This window comes from Mycobacterium sp. IS-1742, assembly GCF_001500125.1.
In the GTDB taxonomy this organism is placed as follows: Bacteria; Actinomycetota; Actinomycetes; order Mycobacteriales; family Mycobacteriaceae; genus Mycobacterium.
Map to the genome: position 1 here is coordinate 1 of NZ_LQIV01000008.1, position 18,738 is coordinate 18,738.

An 18,738-nucleotide genomic window follows, 5' to 3' on the forward strand; every position below is an offset into this window, starting at 1 on the left:
GCCGACCGATCACCGAGCTCGGCATGGTCAAGAACGTCACCGTCGATCCCGGTGACGGCTCGGTCCACGTCGAGGTGTACCTGACCACCGCGGCGTGCCCCAAGCGCGCCGAGATCACCGAACAGGTTCAGCGGGCGGTCGCCGATGTGCCCGGCACCGGCGCGGTCCGGGTCAGCCTCGACGTGATGAATGACGAGCAGCGCGCCGAACTGCGCAAGCAGCTGCGCGGCGACTCCCGCGAGCCGGTGATCCCGTTCGCCCAGCCCGGTTCCCTGACGCGCGTCTACGCCGTCGCGTCCGGTAAGGGCGGGGTCGGCAAGTCGAGCGTCACGGTCAACCTCGCCGCGGCCATGGCGGCCCGCGGCCTGTCCGTCGGGGTGCTCGACGCCGACATCTACGGCCATTCCGTGCCGCGCATGATGGGCACCACCGACCGGCCCGTCCAGGTCGATTCGATGATCGTGCCGCCCGTCGCCCATGACGTGAAGGTCATCTCGATCGCGATGTTCACCCAGGGCAACACGCCCGTGGTGTGGCGCGGCCCGATGCTGCACCGCGCGCTGCAGCAGTTCCTCGCCGACGTGTTCTGGGGCGATCTCGACGTACTGCTGCTCGACCTGCCCCCGGGCACCGGTGACGTCGCGATCTCCGTCGCCCAGCTGATCCCCGGCGCGGAGATCCTCGTGGTCACCACACCGCAGCTGGCGGCCGCCGAGGTGGCCGAGCGGGCCGGGGCGATCGCCCTGCAGACCCGCCAGCGCATCGTCGGCGTCGTCGAGAACATGTCGGGTCTGCTGATGCCCGACGGCACGACCATGCAGCTGTTCGGTGAGGGCGGAGGCCGTCAGGTCGCCGAACGGCTCACCCGCGCGGTCGGCGCCGACGTACCGCTGCTCGGTCAGGTCCCGCTGGATCCGGCGCTGGTCGCCGCGGGCGACTCGGGCGTGCCGTTGGTGCTCTCGGCGCCCGATTCACCGGCCGGCAAGGAACTGCGCGGCATCGCCGACGCCCTGTCCGCGCGCAAACGCGGGCTGGCCGGCATGTCGCTCGGTCTGGATCCCGCGGGCCGCTGACCCGCTAGGTGGCGTCGCTGTCGAACGGCGTCGCCGTCGACTCGCTCGACGGCGCGGCCGCGGCGGACGGGTTCACCTGGCTGACCGGCTTCTCCTGGCCGGTGGCCGGTTTACCGTTCTGCTGCTCGAACTTCCCCGTGAAGAACGACTCGTCGCCGTCGAGCAGGTGTTTGGTCAGCGCCGCGCGCGGGGTCATACCGCGCAGCTTCTGCAGTTCGGTGATGGGTTCGCGGAGGTCTTCGAACTCCGGGCCGAAATCCTGGCGCAGCTGCGTGGTCGCGCCGCTGACGTAGTCGCGGGCCTGGCGCAGCGCGCCGGAGGTCCAGCGGATCGCCCCGGGCAGCCGTTCCGGCCCCAGGATCACCAGCCCGGCGATCACCAGGATCAGCATCTCCCCCCAGCCGATGTTCGCGAACATCAGTCGGTGCTGGCGTCCGGCGTGGGCGTGACGGTCAGCGTCACCGGGCGGCCATCGCGCATGACCTCGATCGGCGCGGGTTCGCCGATCTTGAGCTGACGTACGGCCACCACGAATTCGTCGGCGTCCGCGACGTCGCGGTTGCCGACCTTGACCACCACATCGTTCTCCAGGATGCCTGCGCGTTCGGCGGCGCTGCCCGCCTTGACGTTGGCGACCTGGGCGCCGGAGGCCACGTCGTTGCTGACGGATTTCGCGGTCAGGCCGAGCGTCGGGTGGGAGATCTTGCCGTCCCTGATCAGCGCCTCGACGACGGTCTTGACCTCGTTGACCGGGATCGCGAAGCCCAGGCCGCTGGCGCTGTCGGACAGCGACTTGCCCGCGGTGTTGATGCCGATCACGTTGGCGTCCATGTCGATCAACGGGCCGCCGGAGTTGCCGTGGTTGATCGACGCGTCGGTCTGCACCCCGTCGATCACGGTGTCGGTGTCGGAGCCGTCGCCCGACAGCGGCACCGGCCGGTGCAGGGCGCTGATGATGCCGGAGGTGACGGTGCTGCGCAGACCCAGGGGCGCGCCCGCGGCGATCACTTCCTCGCCGACCTGAAGCGTGTCCGAGTCGCCCATCTTGGCGACCGTGAGGTTGTCGACGTTGTCGACCTTGAGCACGGCGAGGTCGGTCTTCGGGTCACGGCCGACGAGGTTGGCGGGCACCTCTTTGCCGTCGTTGAACACGACGGCCATCTTGTACTTGGCGGGGTTGGTGGCCGCCTCGGAGATCACGTGGTTGTTGGTGACGATGTAGCCGCGGCCGTCGATCACCACACCGGAGCCCTGGGAGCCCTCCTGGTCGCTCTTGGCCTCGATGGTCACCACGGAATCGGCGACCGCGTCGGCCACCTTGGTGATGCGTCCCTCCGGCGGGTCACCGCTGTCGCTGGTCTCGAGCGTCACCTTCGAGGTGGTGAACGCCTGCACCGTCTCGGCGGTCTTGTTGCCGACCCAGCCGCCGAGCGCGCCCACCATCAGCGCGGTGAGCAGGAGGATGGCGAGGCCGACGTAGGACACCTTCCGGCCGAAGAGCACGTCGCGGACACCGAGTCTGCCGACCTGTGCGGGGGCGTGCGTCGGGGCGGGGGCGTGGACGGCCGGAGTGCCCAGCGCCACCGGCGCGTTGGGGTCGCGCCACGGATCGGGTTCGATGTCGCCGGTGTCGCCGCCCCGTTCGGCGTCGAGCGCCCCGGCGTCGGCGGGGTGGCGCTGCAGGGAGTCGGCACCGGCGTACGGGGGACGGCCGAAGGCTTCGGCCAGCACCGGATCGGGCGCCTTGTTCGTCGGGGTGTACTCCCCCTGGTCACGGAACTTGTCGACACCGAGGAACGAACCGCTGACACCGTTCGGCCGGCCGAACGCGCGTTGGGCAGCCGGGTCGACCGGGGGCCGCTCGACGGGGCGAGGTGCCATGCGTCGGCTGGCCTGGTCCTGGTTGGTCACCGGTGGTATCACTCTCTATCGGAGCACCCGGCACGGCCGGGCGCAGCGCTGCTCGACTCCTGGAATCCAGCCTACCGGCGTCTGCGCCGGTCACGCGTGGGGTCGTCAGCAAACTTCGGTTGCTCGGTGTCCTCAACCGGCGAATGGGGCATGTGCTGAGGGATCTGCGACAACATCCCGAGGAGTGTGTTGGGTATCGCGATCGGCTGGGAGTCCCGCAACGCCTTCCGGGCCTGCCCCTGCGCATCGACCTCCGCGGCGCACTGCGGGCACAGCGACAGGTGATTGGCCGCCCGCATGTGTGCGGTCATGCTCAGTTCCCCGTCGACGAAGGCCGCGACGGCCTCGATGGACAGATGCTCCGTGGAGCCGAATTGGCGGGGTGCGCCCACCGGGGCATCACTCTGGGAAGCGAACTGAGCGGGGAGCCAGGAAAACGCCCGCCGGAACATATGTCCGGGATCGACCATCACCTGACTCCTCTCGGTTCGCTCACCGGTCTGTACGTCACCGCTCCCACGAATGTAGCGCGGACGGGTCCGCCGGGACATCGTGATCAGGCGGATGCGGCGGCGTCCGGCGCGTGACGGGCCAGGTAGTCGCGCAGCGCCTGGCGGCCACGGTGGATCCGGCTGCGGACCGTTCCCAGCTTGACGCCGAGCGTCGCACCGATCTCCTCGTAGGACAGACCTTCGATGTCGCACAGGACGACCGCGGCGCGGAACTCCGGCGGCAGCGAGTCGAGCGCGGCCTGCAGGTCCGGACCGAGCCGGGAGTCGTGGTAGATCTGCTCCGGGTTCGGATCGTCGGCGGGCACCCGGTCGTAGTCCTCGGGCAGCGCCTCCATGCGGATGCGGCCACGACGCCGCACCATGTCGAGGAACAGGTTCGTGGTGATGCGGTGCAGCCAGCCCTCGAAGGTGCCGGGCTGATAGTTCTGCACGGAACGGAAGACGCGGATGAACGTCTCTTGCGTGAGGTCCTCGGCGTCGTGCTGATTGCCCGAGAGGCGGTAGGCCAGCCGGTACACCCGGTCGGCGTGCTGACGCACCAGCTCGTCCCAGGACGGCATCGTCGTCTTGTCTCCGGTGGCGTCGAACACGGCCGTCCCGGTGAGTTCGTCGGTCGGCTCGACCCAGTCCGAATCGCTGAACTGTTCGAGATGCGCCATCGAAACGGGAGCGGCTTGCGCCGCAGTCGTGGTGGTCGTCGGATCCTCCAAGTCAAGGCCGGCTGAGTCGTGACCGGCGTCGGTCATGGTCGTCGGCTGGTCACTGTGGGCAACACGATCGGCGGGGTGCCTATTCCCGAAGCGCAGACGCCTCCCGTGTTCCATGCCAGCCACCGTCCCCGAGCGGGGTGTGGTAGCGGTATGAGCAATATGAACGTTCCCTGAGAATGCCGGATACCCGTTTGTTCACCTGCGAAAACAGGCTCAATCGGACATACATCACACGTTGCCGCGCGGGCGTGTCGCGGGCGCGCGCCTCGCGGCGGCGCTCTACAGTGCGGGCATGGCCAGCACCGACGACCCGGCGGGTCAGCGACCGAGCCGCGCCGAGGCGATCGTCGCGCACGCCGAACAATCCATCTCCGAGGACGCGATCGTCGCGGCGGCCCGCGATCGCGCGGTCGACATCGGTGCCGGCGCGGTCACCCCCGCGGTGGGGGCGCTGCTGTCCGTGCTCGCCCGGCTGACCGAGGCGAAGGCCGTCGTGGAGGTCGGCACCGGCGCGGGCGTGAGCGGGTTGTGGCTGCTGTCGGGCATGCGCGAGGACGGCGTGCTGACGACCATCGACGTCGAGCCCGAACACCAGCGCATCGCCAAGCAGGCGTTCATCGAGGCCGGCATCGGACCCGGCCGGACCCGACTCATCAGCGGTCGGGCCCAGGACGTGCTGACCCGGCTGGCCGACGAGTCCTACGACCTGGTGTTCATCGACGGCGATCCGGTCGATCAGCCGCAGTTCGTGGTCGAGGGAGTGCGGCTGCTGCGCTCCGGCGGCGCGATCGTCGTGCACCGCGCCGCGCTCGGCGGCCGCGCCGGCGACGCCGGCGCCAACGACGCCGAGGTCAGCGCCGTCCGTGAGGCGGCCCGGCTGATCGCCGAGGACGAGCGCCTCACGCCGGTGCTCGTCCCGCTCGGCGACGGCCTGCTTGCCGCCGCCCGCGACTGACCACTCTCTGACTGCGAGACGTCGATCTCGCATCAACCCTTGACCGGCGACTGAACGCGCGTTTAGCATATTGAACATGCGTTCAGCCACGGAGGACCGCACGACCATCGCCCGCATCCGCGATGCGGCGATCGAGCAGTTCGGTCAGCACGGCTTCGGTGTCGGGGTGCGCAGGATCGCCGAATCCGCCGGGGTGAGCGCCGCTCTGGTGATCCACCACTTCGGTTCCAAGGACGGTCTGCGCCGGGCGTGCGACGACTACGTCGCCGAGGAGATCCGCAGTGGGAAGTCGGCGTCGATCCAGAGCAAGGACCCGGCGACCTGGCTGGCGCAGATGGCCGAGATCGAGTCGTACGCCCCGCTGATGGCCTACCTGGTACGCAGCATGCAGTCCGGCGGGGACCTGGCGAAGACGTTGTGGCGGCGCATGATCGACAACGTCGAGCAGTACCTCGACGAGGGGGTCAGGGCGGGCACCGTCAAACCCAGCCATGACCCCCGGGCCCGGGCCCGCTTCCTGGCGATGGCCAACGGCGGCGGGTTCCTGCTGTACCTGCAGATGCACGACGACCCGACCGATCTGCGCCGGGTCCTGCGCGACTACTCCTCCGACATGGTCCTGCCCGCACTCGAGCTCTACACCAGCGGGCTGATGGCCGATTCGACGATGTACGACGCCTTCCTCGCACAGCGCGACGCCCTTCTCACACATCAAGGAGACGGTGATGACGGTTCAGACGAGCAGGTCCCCGCGACGGCCTGAGGGCACCGCCCCCCGTGCCGTCGAGATCCGCGGACTGGTCAAGACTTTCGGCCGCACCCGGGCGCTCGACGGTCTCGACATGAGCGTGTCCCCCGGTGACATAGCCGGATTCCTCGGCCCCAACGGGTCGGGCAAATCCACCACGATCCGGGTCCTGCTCGGGTTGCTGCGCGCCGACGCCGGCGAGGTGCGCCTGCTCGGCGGCGACCCGTGGCGTGACGCGGTCGACCTGCACCGCCGCATCGCCTACGTGCCCGGCGATGTCACGCTGTGGCCGAATCTCACCGGCCTGCAGGCCATCGACTTCCTCGCCCGGTTGCGCGGACCGGACGCGCTCGACATCCGCCGCCGCGACGAACTGATCGAACGCTTCGAACTCGACCCGCACAAGAAGGCCCGCACCTACTCCAAGGGCAACCGGCAGAAGGTGGCTCTGGTCGCCGCGTTCTGCACCGGGGCCGATCTCTTCATCCTCGACGAGCCGACATCCGGATTGGACCCGTTGATGGAGAAGGCTTTTCAGCACTGCGTCCAGGAGGTGGCCCGCGACGGGGCGGCGGTCCTGCTGTCCAGCCACATCCTCGCCGAGGTCGAGAAACTCTGCGACACCGTGACGATCATCCGGGCGGGCCGCACCGTGCGCTCGGGACCACTCGACGAACTGCGCCACCTGATGCGCACCACGGTGACCGCGCGAACCCGCGGCGACGCCGCCGTGCTGAGCGACGCCCCGTTCGTCCACGAGTTCACCGCGGTCGACGGCGGGGTTCGGTTCGCAGTGGACCGCGCGGATCTCGACGCGGCCATGGCCCGGTTGTCCGAACTGGGAATCCTCGAACTCACCGTCACCCCTGCGTCGCTCGAGGACATGTTCCTTCGCGAGTACTCAGGGGCCGGGCGATGACCACCACCATGGCGGCACAGGCCCGTACCGCGTCCCCGTACACCGGTGTGGGCCAACTGATCCGGCTCGCGTTGCGCCGCGACCGGTTGCGGCTCGGCGTGTGGATCGCCGTGCTGACACTGATGATGGTCTACGCCCCGAACGCGGTGAAGCTCGCCTATCCCGACGAGCCGCAGCGGCTGGCCCGGGTCAACCTGATGAAGACGCCCGCGGGAATCATCATGGGCGGCCCCATGTTCGGCGTTCGCGAGACCGACCTGGGCGCGATGATGGCCAACGAGCTGATGCTCACGATGATCGTGGCCGCCTCGATCCTGTCCATCCTCACCGTCATCCGGCACACCCGGGCCGAAGAGGAGAGCGGCGCAGCCGAACTGGTGTTGTCCTCGGTGGTCGGCCGCTATGCGCGCACGACCGCGGCACTCACCCTGGTCGGCGCGGTCAACGCCGTGCTCACGGTCACGATGGCGGTGGCGATGTCGGCGGCGGGTTTCCCGTTCGTGGACACCTTCGCGATGTGCCTCGGCGTCACCTCGGTCTCGATGCTCTTCGGCGCCGTCGCCGCGGTCACCGCCCAGCTGTGGCGGCAGGCCCGGGCGGCGACCGGCGCCGCGATGGGGGCGCTGGCGGCAGCCGCGCTGGTCCGCGGGATCGGTGACGTCATCGACAACTCGGGGAGCGCGCTGAGCTGGTTCTCCCCCATCGCCTGGGCCCAGCAGATGCGGGCGTTCGTCGCGCTGCGCTGGTGGCCGCTCGCGCTGCTCGTCGCCGTCACCGTCGCGCTCATCGCGCTCGCCGCGTACCTGGAGAACCGCAGGCAGTACGACGACGGCACACTGCCCACCCGCGGTGACCGGCCCGGCGCCCCGGCCATCCGCGGCGTGCTGGGTCTGCACCTGACGCTGCAGCGCGGCCTGACCGTCGGCTGGGTTGTCGGCCTGTTCCTCGGCGGACTGGCGTTCGGCTCGATGACCAGATCGCTGATCGACGCCGCCGCGACCAACGAACTGCTGGCCCGGGTGCTCGCCGTGCAGGGCAACGACGGCGTCTACACCACGATGACGCAGTTCCTGGCGGCCGCGGCGACCGCGTACGTGGTGAGCGCGGTGCTGCGGGTGCACGCCGACGAACAGTCAGGCACCGGCGAAGCCGTGCTCGCCGGTGCGGTGTCCCGGTGGCGCTGGCTGCTGGGCGCGGTGGCCGCCGCGATGCTGGGGGCCACGCTGCTGATGCTCGGCGCGGGCCTCGGCAACGGGCTGGGCGCCGGCCTGACCCTCGGCGAGCCGGCGACCATCGCGAGGCTCACCGTCGCCGGGCTGGCGTTCGTCCCTGCGCTCGCGGTGGTCGCCGGTGTCGCGGCCCTCGCCGTCGCGGTGCGCCGGCCCTGGATCGCCTGGCTGGCGGTGGCCTACATCGTCGTCTCGCTGTACCTCGGCGCGCTGCTGCGGCTGCCGCAGTGGCTGCTCGACGCGTCACCGGTCCTGCAGACGACCGCGCCCACCGACTACCCGGTGACGGCGATGGTGGTCATGGCTGTGGTGGCCGCAGCGCTGGCCGCGCCGGCCGGGTGGCTGTACCGCCGTCGGGACGCGGTGTGACCGAGCGGGTGACCGCTCAGATCCAGATGCCCTTGCCGACCGCCACCACGCCGCCGGCGCTGACGGAGAACCGTTCCCGGTCCTTCTCGAGGTCCACCCCGACCATCTCGCCCGGGCCGACGACGACGTTCTTGTCGAGGATCGCGTGCCGCACGACCGCGCCCCGGCCGATCCGGGTGCCGGGCATGATGACGCTGCCCTCGACGATCGCGCCGTCGTCGATGTAGACGTTGGACGACAGCACCGAATTGCGGACCGAGGCCGCGGAGATGATGCTTCCGGCGCCCACCACCGACTCCTGCGCGGAACCGCCGTTGACGAACTTGGCGGGCGCGAGGTTCTCGGACTCACCGCGGATCGGCCAGCGCTTGTTGTACAGGTTGAAGATCGGGTGCACCGACACCAGATCCATGTGCGCGTCGTAGAACGCGTCGAGTGTCCCGACGTCGCGCCAGTAGCCGTGGTCGCGTTCGGTCGCGCCCGGCACCTCGTTGTCGCTGAAGTCGTAGACCGCGGCCATCCCGTCGGACACCAGGCGCGGGATGATGTCGCCCCCCATGTCGTGATCGGAGTCGTCGTCGTCGGCGTCGGCGCGGATGGCGTCGATGAGCACCTTGGTGGTGAAGATGTAGTTGCCCATCGAGACGAACGCCTCGTCGGGGTTGTCCGGTGTTCCCGGCGGATCCGCGGGCTTCTCGACGAAGCTGCGGATGCGGCCCGACTCGTCGGCGTCGATGACCCCGAAAGCGCTGGCCTCCGACCGCGGCACCCGGATCCCGGCGACCGTCGCGCCCGCACCGCTCTGGATGTGGAACTGGACCATCTGCTCGGGGTCCATCCGGTAGACGTGATCGGCGCCGAACACCACGATGTAGTCCGGGTCCTCGTCATAGATGAGGTTCATCGACTGGTAGATCGCATCGGCGGAACCGGTGTACCAGCGGGGTCCGAGCCGCTGCTGGGCGGGAACCGGGGTGATGTACTCACCGGCCAGACCGGACAGGCGCCAGTTCTGCGAGATGTGCCGGTCCAGTGAATGCGACTTGTACTGGGTGAGAACACAGATCCGCAGGTAGCGCGCGTTGACGAGGTTCGACAGCACGAAGTCGATGAGCCGGTACGCCCCACCGAAGGGAACCGCGGGCTTGGCACGGTCCGCCGTGAGCGGATACAGCCGCTTGCCCTCCCCGCCGGCCAGGACGATGCCCAGCACGTGTGGCAATTCCCTCATGTCTCAAACCTATCCGGCGCCGGGGACTGGGGCCAGCCATTGACACCATCGGTCACGTGTTCGCGGGTGGTAGAACGACGATTTCGACTGTCGGCATACCCGCAGTGATCCGCGGCAATCGCGTTCGCGAACCGGACTGTCGTCAGCCGGGTGCGACCACTACCGTCGTACCCATGCGGGTGGCGATGATGACTCGGGAGTACCCACCCGAGGTCTACGGCGGAGCAGGCGTACACGTCACCGAACTCGTCGCCCAGTTGCGCCGCCTGTGTGAGGTCGACGTGCACTGCATGGGGGCACCGCGCGCGGACGCCTTCGTCGCCGCACCCGACCCGGCGCTGGCTGGCGCGAATCCGGCGTTGTCCACGCTCTCGGCGGACCTCACCATGGTCAACGCCGCCGGTGACGCCACGGTCGTGCACTCCCACACCTGGTACGCGGGGCTCGCCGGCCATCTGTCGGGACTGCTGTACGGCATCCCGCACGTGCTCACCGCGCATTCGCTGGAGCCGATGCGGCCGTGGAAGGCCGAACAGCTCGGCGGCGGCTACCGGGTGTCGTCGTGGGTGGAGAAGACGGCAGTGGAGGCCGCCGACGCGGTGATCGCGGTGAGCTCCGGTATGCGCGACGACGTGCTCAAGACTTATCCCGCGCTGGACCCCGGCCGCGTGCACGTGGTGCGCAACGGCATCGACACCGACGTCTGGTACCCCATCCAACCCGCCGCGGACGAGTCGGTGCTGGCCGAACTCGGCGTCGACCCCGACCGGCCGATCGTGGCGTTCGTCGGCCGGATCACCCGGCAGAAGGGGGTGGCGCATCTGGTCGCCGCCGCCCACCACTTCGCCCCCGAGGTGCAGCTGGTGCTGTGCGCCGGCGCCCCCGACACCCCGGAGATCGCGGCGGAGGTGACGGCCGCGGTGCAGCAGCTGGCCCGGGCACGCACCGGCGTGTTCTGGGTCCGCGAGATGCTGCCCATCGGCAAGATCCGCGAAATATTGTCGGCAGCAACAGTTTTCGTCTGCCCTTCGGTGTACGAGCCACTGGGCATCGTCAACCTCGAGGCCATGGCGTGCGGGACGGCGGTGGTCGCCTCGGATGTGGGCGGAATCCCCGAGGTCGTCGCCGATCACCAGACCGGGTTGCTGGTGCACTACGACGCGAACGACACCGGCTTCTTCGAGACCCGGTTGGCCGATGCGGTCAACGCACTGGTCGCCGAACCGCAGCGCGCCCGGGCGTACGGCGCCGCGGGCCGCGAGCGGTGTATCGCCGAGTTCTCGTGGGCGCACATCGCCGAGCAGACCCTGGAGATCTACCGCAAGGTGTCGGAGTAGCCCGACCGGACACCGCGGCAGCCGGGATCCGGCGCGGGGCCCGCAGGCCGCCGCGCCGGGAAATTCCGAAAACCGCTAGCTGGTGACGTTCTTCAATTCGTCGCCCAGCGCGGCCGCCTCGTCGGGAGTCAATTCGACGACGAGCCGGCCACCACCTTCCAGTGGTACCCGCATCACGATGCCGCGCCCCTCCTTGGTTGCTTCCAGGGGACCGTCACCGGTCCGGGGCTTCATCGCCGCCATCGAGAGCTCCCTCCACACTGAACCAACCGCCAGGCCGCCCACCTCTCGGCGGAACCGGGCACTCAACTCCTCCATTGTTCCCTATCCGCGCGACCACGTCTGCAAAGACCCGTTTTAACCGCTGTGTCGAAGGGCCCCGGCGGCCGGCGGCACCCAGCACGTGGCGACGTGGTCGTCGACCATCCCGGTCGCCTGCATGAGGGCGTAGGCGGTCGTTGGACCGACGAAGCGGAATCCGCGGCGTTTGAGTTCCTTGGCCATGGCGGTCGATTCGGGTGTCGACGCGGGCACGTCGGACAGGGTCGCCGGCCTGGCGCGGCGCGCCGGTGCGAACGACCACAGCAGCTGCGCGAGGTCGGTGTCCAATGCGGCCGCGGCCCTTGCATTGGCGACGGTCGCCTCGATCTTCGCGCGGTTGCGCACGATTCCGGTGTCGGCCATCAAGCGGTCGACATCGTCTTCGGTGTAACCCGCGATGCGGTCGATGTCGAAGCCGTCGAACGCCCGCCGGAAGTTGTCCCGCTTGCGCAGGATGATGAGCCACGACAGACCACTCTGGAAGGCCTCCAGGCTGATCCGCTCGAACAGCGCGGGCGACTCACGAACCGGTTGGCCCCACTCGAAATCGTGATAGTCCCGGTAGAGCTCGAAATCCGCTGTGGCGAGCCGTGATCCGTCCAACCAGCCGCAGCGCACCCGTCCGTCGTCGACGGTCACGGGGAGTCCTCGGCCATGTTCTCGGCCATATCCGCGGCGGCGCGCACCGCGGCCAGTTCACCGCGCAGCGCGTCGATCTCCTGGCCGAGCCGGTCGAGCACCCAGTCGACCTCACCGGGTTTGTAGCCGCGCAGCGTCTGCGTGAACTTCACCGCGTCGACGTCGGCGCCGGTGACGCCGGAGGCCGGTAACACCGTCGCGGTGGTGGCGTGCGGGAGCGGCGGCAGCGACTCGCCCCGGCCGAACAGCACACTGCCCACCCCGAACAGCACGACGGCCACGAGGATGAGCACCACCAGGTAGAGCAGAATCAGCGTCACGACACCGATACTGCCTGACCGGTGTGACAGCGCTACCGCGGACGCAAGGTGACCATCGGCGGCCGGTCCTCGAGCGAGACGCCGGACGCACGCGGGGTGAAGCCCTCCCCGTCGGCGAAGAACTGGGTGAGCCCGACACCGGAGTCGCCCACCCCGCAGCGTGACATCAGCGTCGCGATGACCTGCCGGCTCATCGACGCCAGTTCGGTCAGCGGGCGGTTGCGGTGGCTGCGCACGCCGAGGTTGACCTGGGCGATGCCGTCGAGGCCCAGCCGGTCATAGGTGTCGACCAGCAGGCCGATCTCCACGCCGTAGCCGGGTGCGAACGGCACCGAGGTGAGCAGTTCGCGGGTGCCCGCGTACTCGCCGCCCAGCGGTTGCAGCAGACAGGTCAGCTCGGGCCGCAGCGAGGCCAGCAGCGGGCGCGCCACCAGTTCGGTCACGCGGCCGCCACCGTTCGCGTCCTCGCGGCCGCTCACCTTCAGCGGCCGCCGGTAGAAGCCCTTGACCAGATGCACACCCGGGGTGAGCAGCAGCGGGCCGAGCAGTTTCGGCACGAACATCGGATCGGGGTCGAGCAGGTCGGAGTCGACGAAGGCCACCACATCGCCGGTCGTCGCCGCCAGTGAGCGCCACAGCACCTCACCCTTACCGGGCTGCGGGGTCACCTCGGGCAGCGCGGTCTCCCGGCTGACCACCCGCGCTCCGGCGGCCAGCGCCCGGATCGCGGTGTCGTCGGTGGAGCCGGAGTCCAGCACGATCAACTCGTCGACCAGGCCGCCGAGCAGCGGGCTGATCGTCTCGATCACCCCGGCGACGGTCTCCTCCTCGTTGAGCGCAGGCAGGACCACCGACACGGTGCGCCCGGCCTTGGCGGCTTCGAGTTCGGCGATCGTCCACGTCGGACGGTTCCAACTGTGGGTGTCGAACCAGCGGTGCCGCGCGATCGCATCGGCGGAGTGCAGTTCGGGTGTGTCCAATTCCGGTAACCGCGAAATAACAGTCATGCCAGTCCCCTCACCGTGCGCGTCGGCGGACGCACGCCTTGAATCGACGCGACCATCTCCAGTACGCGCCGAGTGGGCCCGACCTCGTGCACCCGGAACATCGCCGCCCCGGCCGAGGCAGCCAGAGCGGTTGCAGCGAGGGTGCCCTCGAGGCGTTCAGTCAAACCCACACCCAGAGTCTCCCCGACGAAATCCTTGTTGCTCAGCGCCATCAGGACCGGCCATCCAGTTTTTACAAGCTCTTCCACGTGCCGCAACAAACTAAGACCGTGGTAAGTGTTCTTGCCGAAATCGTGCGTCGGATCGATGAGGATCCGGTCCGGCGCCACGCCCGCGGCGACCGCCCGCCGTGCCGCCGCGGTGACCTCGGCGATGACGTCGTCGACCACGCCGCGTTCGGTGATGCCGTAGCTCACCCGGAACGGGCGGGTGCGCGGCACCGCTCCCCCGGTGTGCGAACACACCAGGCCCGCGTTGAACTCCGCGGCGACCGCGGGCAGATCCGGGTCGACACCGCCCCAGGTGTCGTTGATCAGGTCGGCGCCGGCGGCACAGGCCTGCTTCGCCACCGCGGCCCGCCACGTGTCGACGCTGATCACGACGTCGGGGAAGGTGCCGCGCAACCATTCGATGAACGGCACGACGCGGGCGATCTCCTCGTCGGCGTCCACGGTCTGACCGGGCCCGGCCTTCACCCCGCCCACGTCGACGACGTCGGCCCCGTCCTCGACCACGCGGTGTGCGGCCGATTTGGCGGCCTCGTCGGTGAACGTCGCGCCCCGGTCGTAGAACGAGTCCGGCGTCCGGTTCACGATCGCCATGATCAACGCACGATCACCGGCCACCCGACGTCCGCAGAAGGTCGACTCCACCTCTTCAGGCTACGGGCGTCACTTCGGCTTCTTGCCGTCCTTCACCTCGGTCAGGTACTCGTCGTAGAAGGGGACGTAACCCTCGTCGGGGCCCGACAGCACGTAGATCGGATCCTCGATCTTCACGTCGTCGTCGTCGCCCTCGCCGCTGCTCCCGCCGTAACCCTCCTTGCGGAGGTCCACCTTCTGACTCTTGAACGTCGAGGTGTGGGCGAGTTCCTCCACCACGCGGACGAACAGCGGCACCGCGTAGACCGGCAACTTGTCGAACGCGGCCTTCGCCAGGGCCTTGCCGTCGAACTCCTGACCGTCCTTGAGCTGGATCGCCACCATGCCGGCGCGGCCTCCGGTGTCGGGCACCTCGACGCCGAACACCGTGCACTCCTCGACCTGCGGATCGGTCGACACCGCCGCCTCCACCTCGGTGGTGGCGACGTTCTCGCCCTTCCATCGGAAGGTGTCGCCCAGCCGGTCGGTGAACGCGGCGTGGCCGAAGCCCTGCGAACGCATCAGGTCGCCGGTGTTGAACCACACGTCGCCGTCCTTGAAGGCGTCGCGCACGAGCTTCTTCTCAGACTCCTTCTTGTCGGTGTAGCCGTCGAACGGCTGGAAGTTGCTGACCTTGGACAGCAGCAGGCCCGGCTCGCCGTTCTTGACCTTCTTCACGCGGCCCTTCTCGTCGCGGACAGGGTCGCCGCTCTCCTCGTCGTACTCGACGAACGCGACAGGCGTCGGGCAGATGCCGGTGGTCTTGTCGAGGTTGAAGAAGTTGACGAACGCGGTGTTGCTCTCGCTGGCGGAATAGAACTCGCAGACCCGGTCGATGCCGAACCGCTCGGTGAACTGGTCCCAAATGGCGGGCCGCAGACCGTTTCCGGCGACCACCCGCACGCGGTGCTTGCGGTCGGTGTCCTTCTCCGGCTGGTTGAGCAGATAGGCGCAGATCTCGCCGATGTAGACGAACGCGGTCGCGTCGTAACGGATTACGTCGTCCCAGAACTTCGACGCCGAGAACGACTTGCCGATCGCCAGCGCCGCCCCCGAGTTGAGCACCGAGGACAGCGCCACCGTCAGCGCGTTGTTGTGATAGAGCGGCAGGCAGCAGTAGAGGATGTCGTCGCTGCCCAGCCGCATGCCCATCCCGCCGAAACCGGCCAGCGCGCGCAGCCAGCGGTAGTGGGTCATCACGCTGGCCTTCGGCATGCCGGTGGTGCCGGAGGTGAAGATGTAGAACGCCTTGTCCTTGGCCAGCACCGCCGACGCGGTCGCGGGGTTGGACGTCGGGGCGGTCTCGGCGAGCCGGTGGAATTCGTCGAGGGTGATCAGCTTGTCGGTGTCGGCGCCGCTCTCCTTGATCGGGTCGACGAAGTCGGGGTCGGCGACGACGACCTGCGCCGACAGCAGGCCGAGGCTGTGCTCGAGCACTTCGCCGCGCTGGTTGTAGTTCAGCATCCCGGAGACCGCGCCGCACTTGACGGCGGCCAGCATCAGGAGGATCGGTTCGGGCGAGTTGCGCAGCATGATCGCGACGACGTCGCCCTGCCCGACGCCCCGCGCGGACAGCACGGCGGCGTAGCGGTTCACCGTCTCGTTGGCCTCGCGGTAGGTGAGCTCCTGATCCTCGAACTTGAGGAAGACCCTGTCGGCGTGGCGGGCGGCCCGCTCCTGGAACACCTTGCCGATCGACGTCTTCGCCGAGGGGCGTGCCAGGAAACCGGTCAGCGCGCCGCGGACGATGATCGGCACGTCCATGATCAGGCCGGGCACCTGGCCCGCGATGTCGAGTAACCCGACGCTGTGCCGAGTCCCCGATTTCTCGTCGCTCATACGGTGCAACCCCTCCGATCGTCGTGCGTGCGCAACACCCTAACCACGCTCGATCAGGGGCGAGGGGCGCACGCTTCCATCGCCTTGTCGACGTCGTCCACGACGATCAACCGGTCCAGAGCACTGCGGGCGACGTAACCGCTGTCGACCAAACCGCGCAACCAGGCCAGCAGACCGTCGTAATGACCGATCGGATCGAGCATCACCACCGGCTTGCTATGCATACCCAAATACGCCGCAGTCCAGGCTTCGAAAAATTCCTCGAGTGTGCCGATACCGCCGGGAAGCGACAGAAACGCGTCGGCGCGGTCCTCCATCACCTGCTTGCGCTCGCGCATCGTGTCGGTGACGACGAGCTCGTCGGCGTCGACATCGGCCACCTCGCGGTGCACCAGCGCCTTGGGGATCACGCCGACCGTTCGGCCGCCGTGGGCGCGCGCGGCGTGTGCGACGGCGCCCATCGCCGAGACGTTCCCGCCGCCGGACACCAGGGTCCACCCGCGATCGGCGATCGCCTCACCGACGCGGGCGGCCAGGGCCAGTAGCCGTTCGTCGGTCGGACTGGAGGCGCAGTACACGCAGACAGCCCACGCGCGGTCGGGTCGATCGGGCACATGCACAACCTAGACGGTCCTACAATCCGGCGGTGCCTGTCGACTGGGTGGTGGCGCCGCACGAACCGGCGCTGGAATCCATCGAGGCGGGCGTCCGCCGACGCTCCGGCGCCGTCGTCATCGGCCCGGCCGGGGTGGGTAAGACGACGTTGCTGCGGGCGGCCGCACAGCGCCTGGGAGCGGGCCCGGCGGTGACGGGAACCGCATCCCACGCCGTCATCCCGTTCGGCGCCTTCCGCGATCTGATCGACATCCCGGCGACCGGGAAGACCGCGGCGATCGTGCGGGCCGCGCGCGAGAGACTGCGCGATCAGCTGCTGTACGTCGACGACGCACATCTGCTCGACGCGCTGTCGGCGACCCTGCTGTATCAGCTCGGCCTGACCGGCACCGCGAGGCTGGTGGTGTCGGTGGCCGCGGGTGGACCGGTGCCCGCGCCGTTGGCTGCGCTGTGGGACGACGGTCTGCTGGCCCGCATCGACCTGCAGCCGCCGGGCCACGACGACGCCCGGGTGGCCGCGCAGGTCGAGTCGTTCATCGCCGATCTCCCCGCCCCGGCGCGGCACGCGCTGGAGTACCTGGCGGTCTGCGATCCGCTCCCGGCGGCGCAGTTGCGAGCGCTGGCCGGTGACGACGCCGTGGCCGCGGCGACCGCGGCCGGGGCGGTCACCGTCGACGGTGCGGCGGCCCGCGCCGGGCATCCGCTGTTCGTCGACGCCGTACGCGATCTGATCGGCGGACCGGAACTCCGGCGGTTGCGCACCGAGGTGGTCGACCGGCTGTCGGCGACGCGCCCGAGCGGTGTGCTGGAGCGGCTCCAGGTGACGGCGATGGCACTCGACAGCGACCACGCGGTGCCCGCCGCGGAGTTGACGGCCGCGGCCGAGGAGGCGTTGCGGCTCGGCGACCTCCGGTTGAGCGAACGGTTGGCGCGGGCGGCGATGCAGGAATCAGGAGACCTCAGGGCCCGGTTGGCGCTGGGCTACGCGCTCGGTTGGCAGGGGCGCGGACGCGACGCCGACGAAGTGCTCGCCGGCGTCGACGAGGCCTCGCTCACCGACACGGAGTTGATGGCCTGGGCGTTGCCGTGCGCGGCGAACCGGTTCTGGATGCTGTCGGAACCCGAACGCGCGACGGCCTTCCTGCGCACTGTGCGCGGCCGGGTCCGGCGCCCGGCCGCCAGGACCACGATCGACGCGCTGTCGTCGACCTTCGCGATGAACGCGGGCACCCCGGCGCGGGCGGTGGAGATCGCCTCCGAGGTGCTGGCCTCCCCCGACGCCGACGACACCGCGATCGGGTGGGCGGCCGCCGCCGCGGCACTCAGCTGTGCGCGGATGGGCCGGTTCGTCGAGATCGACGCGCTGGCGGAGCGGGCGGCCGCCGCCCATCATCCCGGACTGCTGCGGTTCACCAGCGGGTTCGGGCAGACCACGGCGCTGATGATGTCCGGTGACCTGGACGGCGCACACGACCTGGCCCGCCGGCTCACCGAATTCGCCGAACTGCAGCAGCCGGGCCGGGCGATCGGTGAGGTCTTGACCGCCGACGTGCTCGTCGCCCGCGGTGACGTGGACGGCGCGGTGGCGCTGCTGCGGGAGGCGGCCGCGGCGCTCGCACCGACGGGCTATTCGTGGGGTCCGTTGGCGTGGATGCTGCTCGCACAGGCGCTGGGTGAGCAGGGCGCCGCCGTCGAGGCGGGTAAGGCGTTGGCGCGCGCGGAGTCTCGGCACGGGCTGAAGTCGATGCTGTTCGCACCCGAACTCGGCCTCGGCCGGGCATGGACGATGTCGGCACGGCGCGACAACCACGCAGCGGTCGCGGCGGCCCGCGACGCGGCGCGCACCGCCGAGCGGGGCGGTCAGCTGGCGGTCGCACTGCGGGCGTTGCACATCGCGGTGCGCCTCGGTGATGCCCGCGCCGCCGACCACATGGCCCGCCTCGGCCTCGATTGCGAGTTCGGGCGGGTCGCCCTCCTGCACGCCAGGGCCGTCACGGCGTCGGACCCGGCCGCCCTGGACGAGGCGGCCGCGGCGTTCGCCGGGATGGGTCTGCAGGGCGCCGCGTCCGACGCCGCGCGCCAGGCCGACGCCGTGCGCACCGGCAAACTGCCGCCGACCGGTCCTGGCACCCACCCTTAAACT

Annotated in this window: 19 protein-coding genes; 7 read left to right on the plus strand and 12 right to left on the minus strand. The window is 69.7% G+C overall.

What is annotated here, in order from left to right:
* Window positions 1-1,073, plus strand: a 1,073-nt coding sequence (locus AU196_RS06410; RefSeq protein ID WP_059094269.1) for an Mrp/NBP35 family ATP-binding protein, incomplete at its 5' end; no start/stop codon positions are given.
* A gap of 4 nt (window positions 1,074-1,077) precedes the next feature.
* On the opposite strand, the gene tatB is transcribed toward AU196_RS06410, so the two are convergent.
* From tatB to sigE, 4 genes are all read right to left on the minus strand, one after another.
* Window positions 1,078-1,491, minus strand: coding sequence for a Sec-independent protein translocase protein TatB (tatB, locus tag AU196_RS06415; protein ID WP_059094270.1), 414 nt, complete (start codon window positions 1,489-1,491; stop codon window positions 1,078-1,080).
* Window positions 1,491-2,984 carry a serine protease HtrA gene (gene htrA, locus AU196_RS06420; protein ID WP_059094271.1) on the minus strand — a complete coding sequence of 498 codons (1,494 nt, stop codon included), beginning with the start codon at window positions 2,982-2,984 and terminating at the stop codon, window positions 1,491-1,493. The genes tatB and htrA overlap by 1 nt, the downstream gene beginning before the upstream one ends.
* A gap of 71 nt (window positions 2,985-3,055) precedes the next feature.
* Window positions 3,056-3,454 carry an anti-sigma E factor RseA gene (gene rseA, locus AU196_RS06425; RefSeq protein WP_059094376.1) on the minus strand — a complete coding sequence of 133 codons (399 nt, stop codon included), beginning with the start codon at window positions 3,452-3,454 and terminating at the stop codon, window positions 3,056-3,058.
* Window positions 3,455-3,540: 86 nt separating this feature from the next.
* The gene (gene sigE, locus AU196_RS06430) at window positions 3,541-4,320 is read right to left on the minus strand and encodes an RNA polymerase sigma factor SigE (protein ID WP_059094272.1); all 780 of its coding nucleotides are present in this window, start codon (window positions 4,318-4,320) and stop codon (window positions 3,541-3,543) included.
* Between the two features lie 178 nt (window positions 4,321-4,498).
* On the opposite strand from sigE, the gene AU196_RS06435 reads away from it, so the two are divergent.
* From AU196_RS06435 to AU196_RS06450, 4 genes are all read left to right on the plus strand, one after another.
* Complete coding sequence (locus tag AU196_RS06435) at window positions 4,499-5,161, plus strand: O-methyltransferase (protein WP_059094377.1); 663 nt, start codon at window positions 4,499-4,501, stop codon at window positions 5,159-5,161.
* Between the two features lie 76 nt (window positions 5,162-5,237).
* Complete coding sequence (locus tag AU196_RS06440; RefSeq protein ID WP_059094273.1) at window positions 5,238-5,924, plus strand: TetR/AcrR family transcriptional regulator; 687 nt, start codon at window positions 5,238-5,240, stop codon at window positions 5,922-5,924.
* Window positions 5,887-6,828, plus strand: coding sequence for an ABC transporter ATP-binding protein (locus tag AU196_RS06445; protein WP_059094274.1), 942 nt, complete (start codon window positions 5,887-5,889; stop codon window positions 6,826-6,828). Before AU196_RS06440 ends, AU196_RS06445 begins: the two co-directional genes overlap by 38 nt.
* On the plus strand, window positions 6,825-8,426 hold the full coding sequence (locus tag AU196_RS06450; RefSeq protein WP_059094275.1) for an ABC transporter permease: 1,602 nt from the start codon (window positions 6,825-6,827) through the stop codon (window positions 8,424-8,426). The genes AU196_RS06445 and AU196_RS06450 overlap by 4 nt, the downstream gene beginning before the upstream one ends.
* A 16-nt stretch (window positions 8,427-8,442) precedes the next feature.
* On the opposite strand, the gene glgC is transcribed toward AU196_RS06450, so the two are convergent.
* The gene (gene glgC / locus AU196_RS06455; protein ID WP_059094276.1) at window positions 8,443-9,657 is read right to left on the minus strand and encodes a glucose-1-phosphate adenylyltransferase; all 1,215 of its coding nucleotides are present in this window, start codon (window positions 9,655-9,657) and stop codon (window positions 8,443-8,445) included.
* A 173-nt stretch (window positions 9,658-9,830) separates the two neighbouring features.
* Here glgC and glgA point away from each other — a divergent pair, with 173 nt between their 5' ends.
* Complete coding sequence (gene glgA, locus AU196_RS06460) at window positions 9,831-10,994, plus strand: glycogen synthase (protein ID WP_157546095.1); 1,164 nt, start codon at window positions 9,831-9,833, stop codon at window positions 10,992-10,994.
* A gap of 75 nt (window positions 10,995-11,069) precedes the next feature.
* Here the strand turns inward: glgA and AU196_RS25035 are convergent, their stop codons facing one another.
* From AU196_RS25035 to log, 7 genes are all read right to left on the minus strand, one after another.
* Entirely contained in the window at window positions 11,070-11,237 is a 168-nt protein-coding gene (locus AU196_RS25035) for a DUF3117 domain-containing protein (protein ID WP_005059648.1), read from the minus strand.
* Between the two features lie 114 nt (window positions 11,238-11,351).
* Window positions 11,352-11,954 carry a DNA-3-methyladenine glycosylase I gene (locus AU196_RS06465; protein ID WP_059094277.1) on the minus strand — a complete coding sequence of 201 codons (603 nt, stop codon included), beginning with the start codon at window positions 11,952-11,954 and terminating at the stop codon, window positions 11,352-11,354.
* Window positions 11,951-12,274, minus strand: coding sequence for a DivIVA domain-containing protein (locus tag AU196_RS06470; RefSeq protein ID WP_059094278.1), 324 nt, complete (start codon window positions 12,272-12,274; stop codon window positions 11,951-11,953). Before AU196_RS06470 ends, AU196_RS06465 begins: the two co-directional genes overlap by 4 nt.
* Window positions 12,275-12,306: 32 nt before the next feature.
* The gene (locus AU196_RS06475) at window positions 12,307-13,281 is read right to left on the minus strand and encodes a glucosyl-3-phosphoglycerate synthase (RefSeq protein ID WP_059094279.1); all 975 of its coding nucleotides are present in this window, start codon (window positions 13,279-13,281) and stop codon (window positions 12,307-12,309) included.
* On the minus strand, window positions 13,278-14,102 hold the full coding sequence (folP, locus tag AU196_RS06480; protein WP_231737431.1) for a dihydropteroate synthase: 825 nt from the start codon (window positions 14,100-14,102) through the stop codon (window positions 13,278-13,280). The genes AU196_RS06475 and folP overlap by 4 nt, the downstream gene beginning before the upstream one ends.
* Window positions 14,103-14,171: 69 nt before the next feature.
* Window positions 14,172-15,980 (minus strand): long-chain-acyl-CoA synthetase FadD6, encoded by a 1,809-nt coding sequence (gene fadD6, locus AU196_RS06485; RefSeq protein ID WP_059094281.1) that lies wholly within the window; start codon window positions 15,978-15,980, stop codon window positions 14,172-14,174.
* A 53-nt stretch (window positions 15,981-16,033) separates the two neighbouring features.
* Window positions 16,034-16,600 (minus strand): cytokinin riboside 5'-monophosphate phosphoribohydrolase, encoded by a 567-nt coding sequence (gene log, locus AU196_RS06490; RefSeq protein WP_059094282.1) that lies wholly within the window; start codon window positions 16,598-16,600, stop codon window positions 16,034-16,036.
* A gap of 26 nt (window positions 16,601-16,626) precedes the next feature.
* Between log and AU196_RS06495 the strand changes: the two genes are divergently transcribed.
* A complete protein-coding gene (locus tag AU196_RS06495; protein WP_059094283.1) occupies window positions 16,627-18,735 on the plus strand; it encodes an ATP-binding protein in 2,109 nt (702 codons plus the stop codon).
* Window positions 18,736-18,738: the final 3 nt, after the last annotated feature.

Coding starts and splice junctions, on each gene's coding strand:
- tatB (WP_059094270.1), bottom strand. CDS start 1,491: ATGTTCGCGAACATCGGCTGGGGGGAGATGCTGATCCTGGTGATCGCC.
- rseA (WP_059094376.1), bottom strand. CDS start 3,454: ATGGTCGATCCCGGACATATGTTCCGGCGGGCGTTTTCCTGGCTCCCC.
- sigE (WP_059094272.1), bottom strand. CDS start 4,320: ATGGAACACGGGAGGCGTCTGCGCTTCGGGAATAGGCACCCCGCCGAT.
- AU196_RS06435 (WP_059094377.1), top strand. CDS start 4,499: ATGGCCAGCACCGACGACCCGGCGGGTCAGCGACCGAGCCGCGCCGAG.
- AU196_RS06440 (WP_059094273.1), top strand. CDS start 5,238: ATGCGTTCAGCCACGGAGGACCGCACGACCATCGCCCGCATCCGCGAT.
- AU196_RS06445 (WP_059094274.1), top strand. CDS start 5,887: ATGACGGTTCAGACGAGCAGGTCCCCGCGACGGCCTGAGGGCACCGCC.
- AU196_RS06450 (WP_059094275.1), top strand. CDS start 6,825: ATGACCACCACCATGGCGGCACAGGCCCGTACCGCGTCCCCGTACACC.
- glgC (WP_059094276.1), bottom strand. CDS start 9,657: ATGAGGGAATTGCCACACGTGCTGGGCATCGTCCTGGCCGGCGGGGAG.
- glgA (WP_157546095.1), top strand. CDS start 9,831: ATGCGGGTGGCGATGATGACTCGGGAGTACCCACCCGAGGTCTACGGC.
- AU196_RS25035 (WP_005059648.1), bottom strand. CDS start 11,237: ATGGCGGCGATGAAGCCCCGGACCGGTGACGGTCCCCTGGAAGCAACC.
- AU196_RS06475 (WP_059094279.1), bottom strand. CDS start 13,281: ATGACTGTTATTTCGCGGTTACCGGAATTGGACACACCCGAACTGCAC.
- folP (WP_231737431.1), bottom strand. CDS start 14,102: ATGGCGATCGTGAACCGGACGCCGGACTCGTTCTACGACCGGGGCGCG.
- fadD6 (WP_059094281.1), bottom strand. CDS start 15,980: ATGAGCGACGAGAAATCGGGGACTCGGCACAGCGTCGGGTTACTCGAC.